This window comes from Sphingobium sp. OAS761 (genome assembly GCF_024168485.1).
Taxonomy (GTDB): domain Bacteria; phylum Pseudomonadota; class Alphaproteobacteria; order Sphingomonadales; family Sphingomonadaceae; genus Sphingobium.
In genome coordinates this window covers 207,555-222,603 of sequence record NZ_JALJVY010000005.1, presented here as the reverse complement: position 1 = coordinate 222,603, position 15,049 = coordinate 207,555, and the positions used below count along the sequence as shown (strand labels likewise).

Here is a 15,049-nt window from a genome sequence, read left to right as displayed (position 1 = left end):
AGATGGTCTCCGGGATTTCCCCCCTGTTACCCGGCACCGCTCCCGTCGCGAAGCGCTTCAAGGGCGCGATCGAGACCCCCGTTCCACGCCCCCGGAGCGGGGGTCTTTCCTTCTCTGGTGACCCATGCTTGCGCGCGCGTCCGCGCCCTCCTAGAGCGATGGGCCATGACCGGCACACTCAGCATCGCCTCCTGGAACATCAACAGCGTCCGCGCCCGGCTCGACATCGTCGAGCGTTTCCTGACCGAAGAGTCGCCTGACATCCTCTGTCTTCAGGAAACCAAGGTGGTGAACGAGATTTTCCCCACCGACATGTTCAGGCGGCTGGGCTATGTGCATCAGGTGCTGAACGGACAACGCATGCACCATGGCGTCGCGATCATGAGCCGGGTGCCGATGCATGAGGATGACCGGCTCGACTGGCAGGCCAATGGTGAGGCGCGGCACGTCGGCGTGCGGCTGGAAAACGGCGTGCGGATCGAGAATGTCTATGTTCCCGCGGGCGGCGATGTGCCGGATCGTGCCGTCAATCCCAAGTTCGGACAAAAGCTCGATTTCCTTGAGCGGATGATCCGGTGGTCCGCCGATCTGGCCGACCAGCCGACCATCCTGACCGGGGATTTCAACATCGCACCGCTGGAATGCGACGTCTGGAGCCACAAGCAATTGCTGGACGTGGTCAGCCACACTCCGGTCGAGTGCGAGATATTGGCGCGGTTGCAGGCGTCGAACGATTGGGTCGATATCGGACGGCATTTTCATCCGGCGCCGGCGCGCCTCTACACCTGGTGGAGCTACCGGGCGAAGGACTGGGCTGCTTCCGACCGGGGTCGCCGGCTCGATCATATGTGGACGACGAAGGACGTCGCGGCAAAGGCGGTCGGCCATCGCGTGGTTGAACCGGCGCGCGACTGGGGCAAGCCGTCCGACCATATCCCCCTCATAACCGAGTTCGCCTTCTGATGGCGGTGGCCGCGCAGGGGCGGGCCGCAGCCCGTGCCATCGACGCGTTGCGGCGCGGCTGGCCCGTGCGGGTCGCGGCCGCCGACGGCGCGATCCGGCTGATGGCGATCGAGGGGGCGGATGCAGTCACGCTGGCCGCATTCGACGCGGCCGGTCGCGCCGACATTCTCATTTCCGCCGCGCGCGCCGACACGCTCAAGCTCGCCAACCAGCTCGCCGCCGCCGACCCCGACCTGCCGGTCCTGATCGAGCGGGCACCCTGGATCGACGCGGATGTCGCGACGAGCATTGCCGATCCGGTGCGCGATCTTGCCACGCCGCTGAAGGGTCCGTTCCGGGCGACGCCGCTCGCCGCGCGCGCTGCGGCCAAGGCAGCGCTGCGCCTGGGACGCCTGGCGGGCATATTGCCGGCCTATTTCGTCGCGGCGGACGCGGACGGCGCGTACGAGGCGGAGGTGACGGCGGACGAGATCGCCGCTTATGACGACGCCGTTCATCTGGCCATCGCCACGCGTGCGCGGTTGCCCGTGTCGGCAAGCGAGAGCGCGGAAATCATCGCCTTCCGCAGTCCCGACGAACCGCGCGAGCATGTCGCGCTGATCGTGGGCCGGCGCGATTCCTCTCCGCCCGTCATTCGCATCCACAGCGAATGCCTGACCGGGGATGTGCTGGGCAGCCTGAAATGCGATTGCGGCCCGCAATTGCATCAGGCGCTGCATCAGATCGCCGACGCGCCCTGGGGCATTCTGCTGTATCTGCGGCAGGAAGGGCGCGGCATCGGGCTTGTCAACAAGCTGCGGGCCTATGCGCTTCAGGATCAGGGCTTCGATACGGTGGACGCCAATGTCCGGTTGGGCTTTGCCATCGACGCACGCGATTTTTCGGTCGCGGCGCGGATGCTGGACCTGCTGGGCGTCGGATCGGTGCGGTTGCTCACCAACAATCCGCAGAAGGTGGCGGGGCTGGAGGCCGCAGGCATTACCGTCATCGAGCGCCTGCCGATCATCCTGCCCGCCAATCCGCATAACGAGCAGTATCTCGCGACGAAGCGGGATCGCACCGGCCATCAGTTGTGACCATCGCCCGGGTCGATTGCAGAACCGGAATCCTGCGGTTCGGCGATCTGGAGATGGCGTGCACCATCGGCCGGGGTGGAGCCTGTGCGGCGGCGGACAAGGCGGAAGGCGACGGTTGCACGCCGCTTGGCCGCTGGCCGATCCGCGCGGTGCTGCTGCGTCCGGGGAAGGTCGCGGCGACGGGAATCAGGCTGCCATGGCGCTGGATCGGTGCCAGCGACGGCTGGTCCGACGACCCGTCCGATCCGGCCTATAATCGTCCCGTGCGCCTACCGCGCGTGACATCGGCCGAAACCCTCATCCGCAAGGATGATGCCTATGACGTGATCGTCGTGCTCGGCCACAACGATGCGCCGCCGGTGCCGGGAAAGGGCAGCGCCATCTTCCTTCACCTGTCCGAAGGCCGGCCAACCGCCGGATGCATCGCCATCGAACGCGCCGACATGCTCCGGCTTGTGCCGTTGCTCGCGCCCGGGGATGCGATGGATATCGTCGTCGGCGAATGAGCCTTCAGGCGCGTTCCAGCGCGTCGCCCACTTCGCCGCCGGCCGCCTCCAGCAGGCGTCGTTCCAGTGTCTGCAACCGGGCCTTGCTCTCGATTTTCCCGCCCAGCAGGTCGGTGATGTAGAAAGTGTCGACCGCCCGCTCGCCATAGGTGGCGACATGGGCGCTGTGCACCGTGACCTTCGACTGGAACAGCCCGTTCGCCAGGCTGAACAGCAGCGCGGGCCGGTCCCGGGCGTTCACCTCGACCACGGTGAAGCGGTTCGACGCCTTGTTGTCGATCAGCACATTGGGTTCGATGCGAAACGCCTCGGCCCGGGTGCGGGGCAGGGGGCGAGCCGACAATTTGGTGATAAGCCGGTGCCGGTTCGACAGCGAATCCTCGATCGCGCTGCGGATGCGCTTCAATTGTCCCGGATCATGAAAGGCCCCCCCGAAAGGGTCCTGAACCAGGAAATTGTCGATGGCGACGCCATCGCGCGTGGTATGGATGCGCGCGTCGATGATGTTGCCGCCGGCCAGGTGAATGGCGCCGGCGATGCGATAGAACAGACCGGGATGGTCGGTGGCATAGACCGTGACCAGCGTCGCCCCGCGCTGTGGATAATAATGCGCTTCGATCGACAGGGGGGAATCGCCCGCCGCCACTATGTGCCGGGCATTCTGGATCAGTATGTCCTCGGGTTCGGCGATCCAGTATGATTCGGGCAAACGGGCGCAGAACGCCGCGAAAGCCTCGTCGTCCATGCCCAGTGCGTCCTGCAAGGCGCGCTGCTTGGCGGCCACGCGTTCGCCGCGCCCCTTCTGCTTGTGACCCAGCCGCAGAACTTCCTCGGAACTCTCGTATAGGTCGCCAAGCAATTGCCTTTTCCAGCTGTTCCAGACGCCGGGGCCGACCGCGCGTATGTCAACCACGGTCAGGCAGAGCAGCAGGCGCAGTCGCTCTGCGCTCTGCACGACGTCGACGAAGTCCAATATGGTCTTGTAGTCCGCCAGATCGCGCTTGAAGGCGGTTGCGGACATCAGCAGGTGATAGCGGACCAGCCACGACACCGTTTCTGTCTCGGCGGCGGTCAGGCCCAGGCGCGGGCACAGTTTATCGGCCACCTCCGCGCCCAATATGCTGTGGTCGCCGCCACGTCCCTTGGCGATGTCGTGTAACAGCACCGAAACATAGAGGACGCGGCGCGAAAGCATCTTGTCCATCAATTCGGTCACCAGCGGATGATCGGTGCCCAGTTCGCCCTTTTCGATGCGAGACAGCAGCCCAACGGCGCGAATGGTGTGCTCGTCGACCGTATAATGATGATACATGTCGAACTGCATCTGCGCGACGACACGCCGGAAATCGGGAATGAAGCGGCCGAAAACGGTCGATTCATTCATCCATCGCAACACCGTTTCGGGATCGCGCGGCGACGTCAGCACGTCCATGAAGGCGGCATTGGCGCGGGGATCCTTCCGCACACGCGCGGTGATGAGCCCTGCATCCCTGCTGGCCGCCCGCATCGCGCTGGGATGGATGGCAAGGCCATGGCGGTCGGCCAGGGCGAAAATCTCCAGCAGCTTGACGGGATCGTTCCGAAAGAAATCATCGCTCGGCAGCGCGAGCCGCCCGCGATCCAGCACGAATCCGTCCAGCTTCTTGGGCCGGCGGAAGAGCGACGGGATATAGCGTCTTCCCTTGGCCGCCAGCTGGTCGTCCAGATGGGCCAAGAACACCGCGGTCAGATCACCGACCGTTTTCGCATTCAGGAAATAATAGCGCATGAAGCGCTCGACGCCGGACCGGCCCGCGCGGCCGGTGAAACGCATTCGCGTCGCGGTTTCCAGTTGCAGGTCGAAGGTCAGCCGGTCCTCGGCGCGTCCGGTGATCATGTGCAGATGACATCGCACCGCCCACAGGAAATCCTCCGCCTTCTGGAACTGGCGCAACTCGGCCTGGGTCAGCAGGCCGACATCGACCAGTTCGGAGACCGATCGCACGCGGTTCACATATTTGCCGATCCAGAAAAGCGTGTGCAGGTCGCGCAGGCCGCCCTTGCCCTCCTTGACATTGGGCTCCACGACGTAACGGCTGTCGCCCATGCGCTTATGCCGTTCGTCGCGCTCCTCCAGCTTTTCGGTGACGAATGTACGGGCCGTGCCCTGCATCACCTCCGCATCGAACCGGACGGACGCTTCCTCGTACAGCGCGCGGTCGCCCCAGATATAGCGCGCCTCCAGCAGCGCGGTGCGCACGGTCAGATCGGCCTTGGCCATGCGGATCGTCTCGTCGACCGACCGGCTGCTGTGGCCGACCTTCAGACCCAAATCCCACAGCGAATAGAGCATGGATTCGATGACCTGCTCGGTCCAGCCCGTCGGCTTCCAGGGCGTGATGAAGCCGATGTCGACATCGCTGTGCGGTGCCATTTCGCCTCGGCCATAACCACCGACCGCGATCAGCACGATGCGCTCGCCGGTGCTGCGATTGCCTGCCGGGTAGAGATGATGGGTCGTCGCGTCATAGAGCAGGCGCAGTATCTGGTCGATCAGGAAGGCGAAGGCGCTGACGGCTTCGCGGCCTCGCATCGGCCGGGCTTCGAGCCGGCGCGCGACTTCTGCGCGGCCTTCGTCGAGTGCGGCCTTGAGTTCCTTCACGATCAGGCCGCGCAGCTGCATCGGGTCGCCGCTATGCGCCTGTGCCAGGGCGTGGATGCTGTCGGAAATGCCGCGCCGGTCGATGATGGCGCGGCGCGACCCGAGCGCGGGAAATTGCATGACCATGCGGCCTATCTAGTCATGTGCGGCGTCTGCGGCCAGTTGTTTCAGTCGATAGAGGTGATCGAGCGCCTCGCGCGGACTGAGCGCGTCGGCGTCGATGGCCTCCAGCGCGGCGCGCAGCAGATCGATGCGCTGCTCCGCCTCGGCGGCGACGGCGGCGAACAGCGGCAGGTCGTCTAGGCCGGCGGCGATGCCGCCGGTTTTCGCCTTTCCCGCTTCCAGTCGCGCCAACACGTCCTTCGCCCGTTTCAGGACCAATGGCGGCAATCCTGCCAGCCGCGCGACCGCCAGGCCATAGCTGCGGTCGGCGGGACCGCGTGCCAGTTCATGCAACAGGACGAGTTCGCCCTTCCATTCCCGCGCGCGGACATGGTGAAGCGACAGGGCCGGCAGCGTTTCGGCCAGTCGCGTCAGTTCGTGATAATGGGTCGCGAACAGGCAGCGGCATCGATTGACCTCGTGCACCGCCTCCACCACGGACCAGGCCAGCGCCAGGCCGTCATAGGTCGACGTGCCGCGTCCGACCTCGTCCAGTATGACGAAGCTTCGTGCCGTCGCCTGCGCCAGGATCGCCGCCGTCTCCACCATCTCCACCATGAAGGTGGATCGCCCCTTCGCCAGATTGTCGGATGCGCCGACCCGGCTGAACAGGCGATCGACCAGGGTCAGCGTGGCCGATTGGGCCGGCACGAAGGCGCCGGCCTGCGCCAGAATGACGATCAGCGCATTTTGCCGCAGGAAGGTCGACTTGCCGCCCATATTGGGGCCGGTCACCAGCCAGAGGCGGTCGTCGGCCGACAGGCGGCAATCATTTGCCACGAAAGGCTGGCCTTCGCGTCGCAACGCGTCCTCGACGACGGGATGGCGCCCGCCGATGATGTCGAGACAGGGCCCGGCGCCGTCACCCGCGACGAAGTGCGGCCGCTGCCATCCCCCTTCCGCGCCGCGCTCGGCCAGTGCGGCGGCGACATCCAGGCGGGCGAGCGCCTGGCCTGCCCGGGCGATATCGGCCTTGCGTCCCAGTATGGCGGCGATCAGCTCTTCCAGATGCGCGGCTTCGGCCAGCAGCGCATGACCGCCCGCCTGCGCCACGCGGCCCGCCTCCTCATGCAGGTCGACCGAATTGAAACGCACCACCCCGGCCAGCGTCTGCCGGTGGGTGAAGCCGCTGTCGGGCCGCATCAACGGGTCTGCGGCGCGCGCCGGCACCTCGACATGATAGCCCAGCACGCCGTTATGCCTGATCTTCAGGGTCGAAATACCCGTCTGCTCGCGATATTTCGCTTCCAGCGCGGCGATGGCGCGGCGGCCGTCGCCGGCCATCCGGCGCAATTCGTCCAGCGCCGCGTCATAGCCGTCGGCGATGTAGCCGCCATTGCCGGTTTCGGTCGGGGGCGCGGGGACGAGTGCGCGGGCGAGCAAGTCGACCAGCGCGCCGTGGCCGTCCAGGGCGGGAAGCAACTGGCGGAGCAGCCGCGGCGGATCGGGCTGGCGTCCCATCCGCTCGCGCAGCAGCCGCGCTTCGCCAAGGCCGTCGCGCAGCTGTCCCAGGTCGCGCGGCGATCCCCGCCCGACGGCGATCCGTCCCAGGGCGCGACCGATGTCGGGCAAGGACCGCAATGTCGCCCGCACCTGCTCGCGCAGCAGCGCGTCGTCGTGGAACAGGGTGACGAGACCCAGGCGCGCCTCGATCGCGTCCATATCCATCAGCGGCGCCGACAGATCCTGCGCCAGCAGCCGCGCGCCCGCGCCCGTCACGGTCCGGTCGATCGCCCCCAGCAGGCTGCCGGCCCGTGTTCCGCCTGTTGTCGCGACGATCTCCAGGCTTTCGCGCGTTGCTGCATCGATAGCGACATGGCCACCGCCCGCCTTGCGGACCGGCGGCGCGAGGAAGGGAAGGGTGCCCTTGCCGGCATGATCCAGATAGGCGACCAGCCCCCCCATCGCCGCCAGTTCGGCCCGCCCGAACTGGCCATAGCCATCCAGCGTGGCAACGCCGAACAGGCGCTTGAGCGCGTCTTCCGCCCGGCCGCTGGAAAAGGCCGCGCGGTCGAATTCATGGGCACCCGCGATGTCCATTGCCGTGCCTTCGGCCACCAGTATCTCGCTGGGCCGCAATCGTGCCAGTTCCGCGGGCAGGTCAGCGCGGAGACAGGCCATGGTTTCGAACCGGCCCGTGGATATGTCGGCGGCGGCAATGCCGATGTCGGCGGCCGCGTCTCCGCCCGTTTGTGCCAGCGCGACGAGCATATTGTCGTGCCGCGCGTCGAGCAGGGTTTCCTCGGTCAGGGTGCCTGCGGTCACGTAGCGGACGATGTCGCGCGCGACCAGCGCCTTGCCGCCGCGCGCCTTGGCTTCGGCCGGGGTCTCGGTCTGTTCGGCGATGGCGACGCGATGCCCGGCCCGGATCAGTCGCGCGAGATAGGATTCGGCGCTGTGGACCGGTACCCCGCACATGGGGATGGGCAGCCCTTCATGTTCGCCCCGGCTGGTCAGTGCGATGTCCAGCGTCGCGGCCGCCGCCTTGGCGTCATCGAAAAACAGTTCGAAAAAGTCGCCCATGCGGTAAAAGAGCAGGCAGTCGCGCGCCTGCGCCTTGAGCGCCAGATATTGAGCCATCATCGGCGTGGGCTGGGATGTCTTGCTGTCTGCGGCGCTGGGCATGTCGATCGATTAGCGGCTCGGGCGCCTGCGGGAAAGAGGCGGAAAAAGCGGCCTTCTCGCACTTGCCCACAAGGTGCGCTTGCCGCTAGTGCCGCGCGAGGTGGCCAGGAGAGCGAGAAGCTGATGACGGACAAGTCGAGTGTGGAATTTTCCGAGCGCGAGGCGCTGTTCTTCCATTCCACCATGCGACCCGGCAAGATCGAGATCATCGCGTCCAAGCCGATGGCGACGCAGCGCGATCTGTCGCTCGCCTATTCGCCGGGTGTAGCCGTTCCGGTGCGGGCGATCGCTGCCGATCCTGCCACGGCATACGATTATACCGCCAAGGGCAACCTGGTCGCGGTCATTTCCAACGGCACCGCCATCCTGGGGCTCGGCAATCTCGGCGCGTTGGCGTCCAAGCCGGTGATGGAGGGCAAGGCCGTCCTCTTCAAGCGCTTCGCCGATGTTGATTCCATCGACATCGAACTCAAGACGGAGGATGTCGACCGGTTCATCGAGGCGGTGGAACTGATGGAGCCGACCTTCGGCGGCATCAACCTTGAGGACATCAAGGCGCCCGAATGCTTCATCATCGAACAGACGCTGAAGGAGCGGATGAACATCCCGGTCTTTCATGACGACCAGCACGGCACCGCCATCATCGCCGCTGCCGGCGTGCTGAACGCGGCGCTGCTGACCGGCCGCGACATGAAGGACATGAAGGTGGTGGTGAACGGCGCGGGCGCCGCTTCGATTTCCTGCACCGAACTGATCAAGGCGCTGGGCGTGCAGCATGATAATGTCACTATGTGCGACAGCAAGGGCGTCATCTATCAGGGCCGCACCGAGGGCATGAACCAGTGGAAATCCGCCCATGCCGTAAGAACCGATGCCCGGACGCTGGGCGAAGCGGTGAAGGGCGCCGACGTGTTTCTGGGCCTGTCGGTCGCGGGCGCGATGTCGCAGGACATGGTGAAGTCGATGGCCGACAAGCCGATCATTTTCGCCATGGCCAATCCCGATCCCGAAATCGCGCCCCCCGACGCCAAGGCCGTGCGGCCCGATGCCATCGTCGCGACCGGCCGGTCGGATTATCCCAATCAGGTCAACAACGTCCTGGGCTTCCCCTTCATCTTCCGCGGCGCTCTGGACGTGCGGGCGACCGGTATCAACGAAGCGATGAAGCTGGCGGCGGCCAAGGCCATCGCCGAACTGGCGCGTGAGCGCGTACCGGAGGAAGTGGCCAAGGCCTATGGCCGGTCCCATAGTTTCGGCCCGGACTACATCATTCCCGCACCCTTCGACCCGCGCCTGATGGAGGTCGTGCCCGCCGCCGTCGCCCAGGCCGCGATGGAAACCGGCGTCGCGCAAAAGCCGATCGCCGACATGGCGGCCTATCGCCAGTCTCTCAAGGCGCGCCTCAATCCCACCACGTCGGTCCTCGCATCCGCCTATGAAGCCGCCAAGGCCAATCCCAAGCGCGTCGTCTTTGCCGAGGCGGAAGAGGAAGTGGTGCTGCGCGCCGCAATCCAGTTCCGCGAACTGGGCTATGGCATTCCGGTGCTGGTCGGGCGGGGCGAGGTCGTCGACAAGCTGAAGGCGCTGGGCGTCAACGACCCCGACAGCTTCGAACTCCACAACAGCGTCAATTCCCCGCTGGTGCCGCAAATGGTCGACCTGCTCTACGCCCGGCTCCAGCGGCGGGGCTATCTGCGTCGCGATTGCGAGCGGATGGTGAATCGGGATCGCAACATCTTCGGCGCCCTGCTGGTACGGATGAATGTCGCCGACGCGATGCTGACCGGCATGACCCGCCCCTATGCGCAGACGATGCGGGAAGTGAAGCGCGTCCTGGATCCCGCCGCGGGGCGCACCCCCTTCGGCATTCATGTGATGGTGTCGAAGGACAAGACCGTGTTCCTGGCCGACACCACGGTGAACGAGCGGCCCAGTGCCGCCGAACTGGCGGACATCGCGGAAGGAACCGTCGCCGTCGCCCGGCGCATGGGGCATGATCCGCGCGTAGCCTTCCTGTCCTACTCGACGTTCGGCAACCCTTCGGGCGCTTTTCTGGACAATGTGCGCGGTGCGGTGAAGCTGCTCGACGAACGGGCGGTCGACTTCGAATATGAAGGCGAAATGGCTGCCGACGTGGCGCTCAATCCGACCGTCATGAAGAGCTATCCGTTCAGCCGCCTGTCCGGTCCGGCCAACGTGCTGGTGATGCCGGGCCTGCAATCGGCCAACATTTCAGCCAAGCTGCTGCGCGAACTGGGCGGGACATCGATGATCGGGCCCCTGCTTGTCGGCATGGAGAAATCCGTCCAGATCGCGACCATGGCGTCGAACGCGTCCGAACTGTTGACGTTGGCGGTCCTGGCGGCGGGCGGTATCGCACTTTGACCCGGATCCGGTGCATGATGCGCCGGATCATGTCCATTTGGACAGCTGGTGCCGCCAATGGCCGATTAATATGCGAAAGGCCGGCGGCTTTTTCGCTACCGTGACGTTTATATCGATATTGTCGCAAAGGAACCGGATTCGCGGCCGGGACAGGGCGTAGAACTTACCGCTCATTAACGTCCACGACCTATGTGGAACTGTTGCCTGAACGGATCGCCCATGACTGCGTTGCTCATCACCGTCGATACAGAATTATCGGCTTCGTTTCAGCAACGCGGCCTGTCGATCGCGGACAATATCGATCGATCGATATGGGGCAGGACGCGGGATGGCATGCATGGCATCGGCTGGCAGATGGACGTGCTGGACCGTTTCGGGCTGAAGGGGGTCTTCTTCGTCGACCCAATGCCCGCCCTGGTGCACGGGCCGGATTTTCTGGCCCCGATCGTTCACGACATTGCCGGGCGCGGTCATGAAGTGCAGATGCATATTCATACCGAGTGGCTGGCCTGGGCCGGACAGTCGCCGGTCGACGGGCGGCAGGGACGCAATATCGGCGATTTCAGCCTGGCCGACCAGATCATTCTGCTCGGGCTTGCGCGCGACCTTCTGGAAAGAGCCGGCGCACCTGCGATCAACGCGTTTCGAGCGGGCAATTTCGGGGCCAATGAAGACACGTTGCGCGCGCTGGCGAAGATAGGAATTGCCTGGGACAGCAGCGTCAACGCCGCCTGGCTCGGACGCGACTGTCGCATCAAGGCGAGTCCCGGCCAGATCGGCGCGGAGTGGCGCCACGGTGTCGCGGAACTGCCGGTGTCGGGCATTTCGGATCGTCCCGGCGGTTTTCGTCCGGCCCAGATCTGCGCGATGTCGGCGGCCGAAATGCGCGCCGGCCTGCGCCATGCGGTGGCCGAGGAACAGGACGCCTATGTCGCCGTAACCCATAGTTTCGAAATGCTTTCGCGCGACCGGTGTCGGCCCAATGGGACGGTAAAGGCGCGGTTCGAGGCCTTGTGCAGAACGGCGGCGGATTTACCCCAGGTGCGAGGCGCGGGCTTTCACGATCTGTCGTGCGATGTGGCCGACCGTCCGCCACGCCACCTGACCCGCGCTGCGCCCGACCGTATGCGGACCATGATGCGCGTGGCGGAGCAGGCGTGGGCGACCTGGCGCTACGAGCATCGGCTGATCCCTGCGTGAGCGACCTTCCCGGCGTCATCATTCTCGGGCTGGAAAATGCGATCGGCCTCACGGTCGTCCGTGAACTGGGGGAAAGGGGCGTTCCCGTCCACGGGATCGCACGGTCGCCCTCGGCGATCGCCATCGCGTCGCGCCATTGCAGAACCTGGTCGATCCGTCCGTCCGGACCGGCGGCAGGCTGGTTGCCCGGCCTGATCGCGGAGACGGGCGCGCGCGCAATTCTGGCGATCGGTGAAACCGATCTGATCGAACTTTCCGCCCTGCCGCCGATTATCGGGGAATGCCATCTGCTCGTGCCGCGTGCCGAGACACTGGCGAAAGTCATCGACAAACTGAGCACGCTGGAAGTTGCGGCCGGTTTGGGATTGAGCGTTCCCCAGACATGGCAACCCAGAGCCGGCGAGGATTTTGCCGCGCGCGCGGCCAGTCTGCGCTATCCGCTGGTCGCCAAATGGGCCAATCCGCCACGCGTGATGCCCTTGTTGGAACAGGGCGAGCTGGAATGGCTCAAGACGGAATATGTTCATGGTCCCGAAGAACTGGTCGCGCTGCTCGCGCGCTACGCGCCGATCGGCCATTGGCCGCTGATTCAGCAATATTGCCGGGGCGTGGGTCTGGGGCAGATGCTGTATATGGACAATGGCGTCGCGACATTGCGGTTCCAGCACCGTCGCCTGCACGAATGGCCTCCCGAAGGTGGTGTGTCCACGCTGTGCCGGGCCGAACCGCTTGGCGATCATCAGGCGCAGATGGCGCTGTCGGAAGACCTGTTGCGCGCGCTCGGCTGGCAGGGTCAGGCCATGGTCGAATATCGCCACGACAGGGAAAGCGGAGAATATTGGCTGATGGAAGTCAACGGCCGCTTCTGGGGCAGTCTGCCGCTGGCCTGGCATTGCGGCGCGCATTTCGCATGGGAAGCCTATCGCCGCGCGGTGCTGGACCAGAAAGATGCGCCGCCGTCGCCGCGACAGGATATTTGCGCGCGCTACATCGTCCCCGAAACGAAGCGATTGCTGCGCATCCTGTTCGCGCCGCAACGGATCGCCGATCCATTTTTCCGGCGTCGGCCATTTCCTGACCTGCTGGGCTTCGTAGGCGGATTCCTTAACCCCCGCGCCCGCTATTATGTATTCAGCTGGTCGGACCCCCGGCCCTTCCTGCGCGACATGATGCAGATCGTCAGGAAAGCCGCGCGCCGGGGAAGGCGCTGACCAGCCGCGCGACCGCGCGGTCGATCCTTTTCAGGCAGGTCGCCATATAGCGGTCATCCAGCCCATAGGGATCATGCAGGTGCGGCAGCGGCGGCCGATGCCACTGCCCCAGCAACATCCGGGGCAAGCCGCCAAGCCGGGGATGCGCCGCCAACCGATGCAATTGCCGCACCTCCATTGCCAGCAGCAGATCGCCGTCCTGCGGAACATGGTCGGCCAGATCGATGGCCCGATGTGCGGACAGATCCAGCCCCAGGGATGTGGCCGCGGCAATCGCGGGACCATGGGCGGCGCGACCGGTGGTCGTCGACAGGCCGAGTGAGGCCGTTCGCATTCCGGCGCGCCGCGCCGCGACTTCGGCATAGGCGCTGCGGCAGATATTGCCCTGGCATATGAAGACCAGTCGCCTGACCTGTGCCGGGTCGGGCCGGCGAACGGCGGCCAGCCCCAATGCCACTTGCGGATAGGATATGGCGAGCCGGACCAGGCCCCGCACCGTGCCGAACGCCTTTCGAATCATGGTCGCGGCCTTGTCAGAGACCCTGGCCGCATCCGGAAATCAGCTACCGTTCGGGCCGCTGCCCGACGGGGCGCTGCCGCTCCCCATGCCGCCGGCGCCGACCGCACCGATATTGCCGAAAATCTCGTTGAACAGGCTGCGGTGACGACCCAGCGTCGGAGTCTTGTCGCCCGTGGGCGAAATCTTGGCGACCTGCTCCAGCCCGGTGCGGTCGACCGCGACAACATTTCCGGCCTGGTCGAAGCGCACCCGCAATACGGTCTGATCCACGGGCTTGGGCGTGGAAAAGGCCAGCTGACGCATGTTGCGCGACACATAATACCAGTCCTGCTCGCCGAACTGCGACACGAAACTGGGGCGGCCCAGCGTCCCTTCAACCGAGGCGCGGTTGTCGATACCCGGCTGAACCGAATCGACCAGCAGCTTGTCGACCTGATAGCCCTGATGGGTACGGATGCGGGTGCAGCCCGACGCCCCGATCACCAGCGCGCCAAGGCCGATGGCAAGCAGGATGCGCCCACTTGCGGACTGTCGGCGGAACTGGGGCATGGACTTCTCCTGCGGGGGCGAACCCGCGAACCTAAAAGATGGGCGCCGCCATTGCATTGGGCGGCGCAGCGATCAATATGGAATTGCGCGGGCTCCGGCAAGGGCGCATGCGCGACCCGCGACAGGCCGTCGCGTCCATCCGTATGAAAAGCATGAGTCCCGTGTCCACCGCACCTTCCTTCCTCCAACGCCTGTTTGGCCGTGCTGACCCCCGGGACACGATGCGGCTGCTCTACGACGCCGTGATCGCCGAGGGGCGACGGCCGCACTGGTATGTGGAGGGCGCGGTGCCCGACACGCTAGACGGTCGGTTCGACATGATCGTCGCCATCCTGTCGTTGCTGCTTGTCCGTCTGGAACAGGTCGGCGCCCGGCAGGAAGCGGTCTGGCTCACCGAACTGTTCGTTAATGACATGGACGGCCAGTTGCGGCAGGAAGGCATAGGCGATGTCGTGGTCGGCAAGCATATCGGCCGGATGATGAGCGCGCTTGGTGGTCGGACTGGGGCTTATCGCGCCGCTCTGGTGGATGGCGCGGACCTTCGGGAGGCGCTTCGGCGCAATCTCTACCGGGGGGAAAGCGTCGCTGACGAGGCCGTCGACCATGTCGAGGCCGCGCTGCGCCAACGATGGACCCGGCTGGGATGTCTGGGCCAGGAAGCGCTGATGGCGGGGGATCTGGGATGAGCGACAGGCCCGAATTTTCCCGCCCGGTGAAAGTTGACCAGATACGGCGCCTTGGCGGCGACACCCATATCGAGGCGGACGCGGCAGAGCGTGGCGCGCTGATGCGCCGGTTCGGTCTGCTGGCGCTCGACCGGCTCGAAGCGGACTATGGCCTGAGCGAGGAGGACGGCGCGATCATGGCGCGGGGCCGGGTGCGCGCCGCGCTGGCCCAGCCCTGCGTCGCGACCGGCAATCCTGTGGCCGAAACGGTCGATACCGATTTCGTCCTGCGATTCATTCCGGAACGTGATCCGCATGCCGAGGAGGAAGAGCTGGAACTGGACGCCGACGACTGCGACACGATCGAGTTTGACGGACAGCAGATCGACATGGGCGAAGCCGTCGCCGAAACCGTGGCCCTGGCGATGGATCCCTATCCCCGCAGCGCCGACGCCGATGCCTTTCTGCACGACGCCGGCGTGTTGAGCGAAGACCAGGCCGGGCCATTTGCGGCGCTCGCGGCGCTCAAGGGCAAGGACTAGCCTG

The 15,049-nt window shown here is 65.6% G+C and carries 12 protein-coding genes; 8 read left to right on the top strand and 4 right to left on the bottom strand.

Annotated features, from left to right (window positions below; translation table 11 throughout):
* Positions 1-165 precede the first annotated feature (165 nt).
* Genes J3E64_RS08805 through J3E64_RS08795 form a run of 3 tightly spaced genes read left to right on the top strand, consistent with a single transcriptional unit; the run spans position 166 to position 2,545 of the window.
* Positions 166-963 (top strand): exodeoxyribonuclease III, encoded by a 798-nt coding sequence (locus tag J3E64_RS08805; RefSeq protein ID WP_253342161.1) that lies wholly within the window; start codon positions 166-168, stop codon positions 961-963.
* Entirely contained in the window at positions 963-2,039 is a 1,077-nt protein-coding gene (ribA, locus tag J3E64_RS08800) for a GTP cyclohydrolase II (RefSeq protein ID WP_253342159.1), read from the top strand. The genes J3E64_RS08805 and ribA overlap by 1 nt, the downstream gene beginning before the upstream one ends.
* Positions 2,036-2,545, top strand: coding sequence for a L,D-transpeptidase family protein (locus tag J3E64_RS08795; protein WP_253342157.1), 510 nt, complete (start codon positions 2,036-2,038; stop codon positions 2,543-2,545). Before ribA ends, J3E64_RS08795 begins: the two co-directional genes overlap by 4 nt.
* A 4-nt stretch (positions 2,546-2,549) precedes the next feature.
* Here the strand turns inward: J3E64_RS08795 and J3E64_RS08790 are convergent, their stop codons facing one another.
* Both J3E64_RS08790 and mutS read right to left on the bottom strand, forming a co-directional pair.
* A complete protein-coding gene (locus tag J3E64_RS08790; protein ID WP_253342155.1) occupies positions 2,550-5,312 on the bottom strand; it encodes a [protein-PII] uridylyltransferase in 2,763 nt (920 codons plus the stop codon).
* 9 nt (positions 5,313-5,321) lie between these two features.
* Positions 5,322-7,973 (bottom strand): DNA mismatch repair protein MutS, encoded by a 2,652-nt coding sequence (gene mutS / locus J3E64_RS08785; protein WP_253342153.1) that lies wholly within the window; start codon positions 7,971-7,973, stop codon positions 5,322-5,324.
* 123 nt (positions 7,974-8,096) lie between these two features.
* Here mutS and J3E64_RS08780 point away from each other — a divergent pair, with 123 nt between their 5' ends.
* From J3E64_RS08780 to J3E64_RS08770, 3 genes are all read left to right on the top strand, one after another.
* The gene (locus J3E64_RS08780) at positions 8,097-10,358 is read left to right on the top strand and encodes an NADP-dependent malic enzyme (RefSeq protein WP_253342151.1); all 2,262 of its coding nucleotides are present in this window, start codon (positions 8,097-8,099) and stop codon (positions 10,356-10,358) included.
* A gap of 219 nt (positions 10,359-10,577) precedes the next feature.
* Entirely contained in the window at positions 10,578-11,558 is a 981-nt protein-coding gene (locus J3E64_RS08775; protein WP_253342149.1) for a hypothetical protein, read from the top strand.
* Positions 11,555-12,769, top strand: a complete 1,215-nt coding sequence (locus J3E64_RS08770; RefSeq protein WP_253342147.1) for a carboxylate--amine ligase — start codon at positions 11,555-11,557, stop codon at positions 12,767-12,769. The genes J3E64_RS08775 and J3E64_RS08770 overlap by 4 nt, the downstream gene beginning before the upstream one ends.
* Here J3E64_RS08770 and J3E64_RS08765 read toward each other — a convergent pair.
* Positions 12,738-13,289 (bottom strand): phosphotyrosine protein phosphatase, encoded by a 552-nt coding sequence (locus J3E64_RS08765; protein ID WP_253342144.1) that lies wholly within the window; start codon positions 13,287-13,289, stop codon positions 12,738-12,740. The genes J3E64_RS08770 and J3E64_RS08765 overlap by 32 nt on opposite strands.
* A gap of 39 nt (positions 13,290-13,328) precedes the next feature.
* On the bottom strand, positions 13,329-13,838 hold the full coding sequence (locus J3E64_RS08760) for an outer membrane protein assembly factor BamE (RefSeq protein ID WP_253342142.1): 510 nt from the start codon (positions 13,836-13,838) through the stop codon (positions 13,329-13,331).
* A gap of 152 nt (positions 13,839-13,990) precedes the next feature.
* On the opposite strand from J3E64_RS08760, the gene J3E64_RS08755 reads away from it, so the two are divergent.
* Positions 13,991-14,524: a ubiquinol-cytochrome C chaperone family protein gene (locus J3E64_RS08755; RefSeq protein WP_253342140.1), complete on the top strand. Its 534-nt coding sequence runs from the start codon at positions 13,991-13,993 to the stop codon at positions 14,522-14,524.
* Entirely contained in the window at positions 14,521-15,045 is a 525-nt protein-coding gene (locus tag J3E64_RS08750) for a DUF177 domain-containing protein (RefSeq protein ID WP_253342138.1), read from the top strand. The genes J3E64_RS08755 and J3E64_RS08750 overlap by 4 nt, the downstream gene beginning before the upstream one ends.
* Positions 15,046-15,049 lie beyond the last annotated feature (4 nt).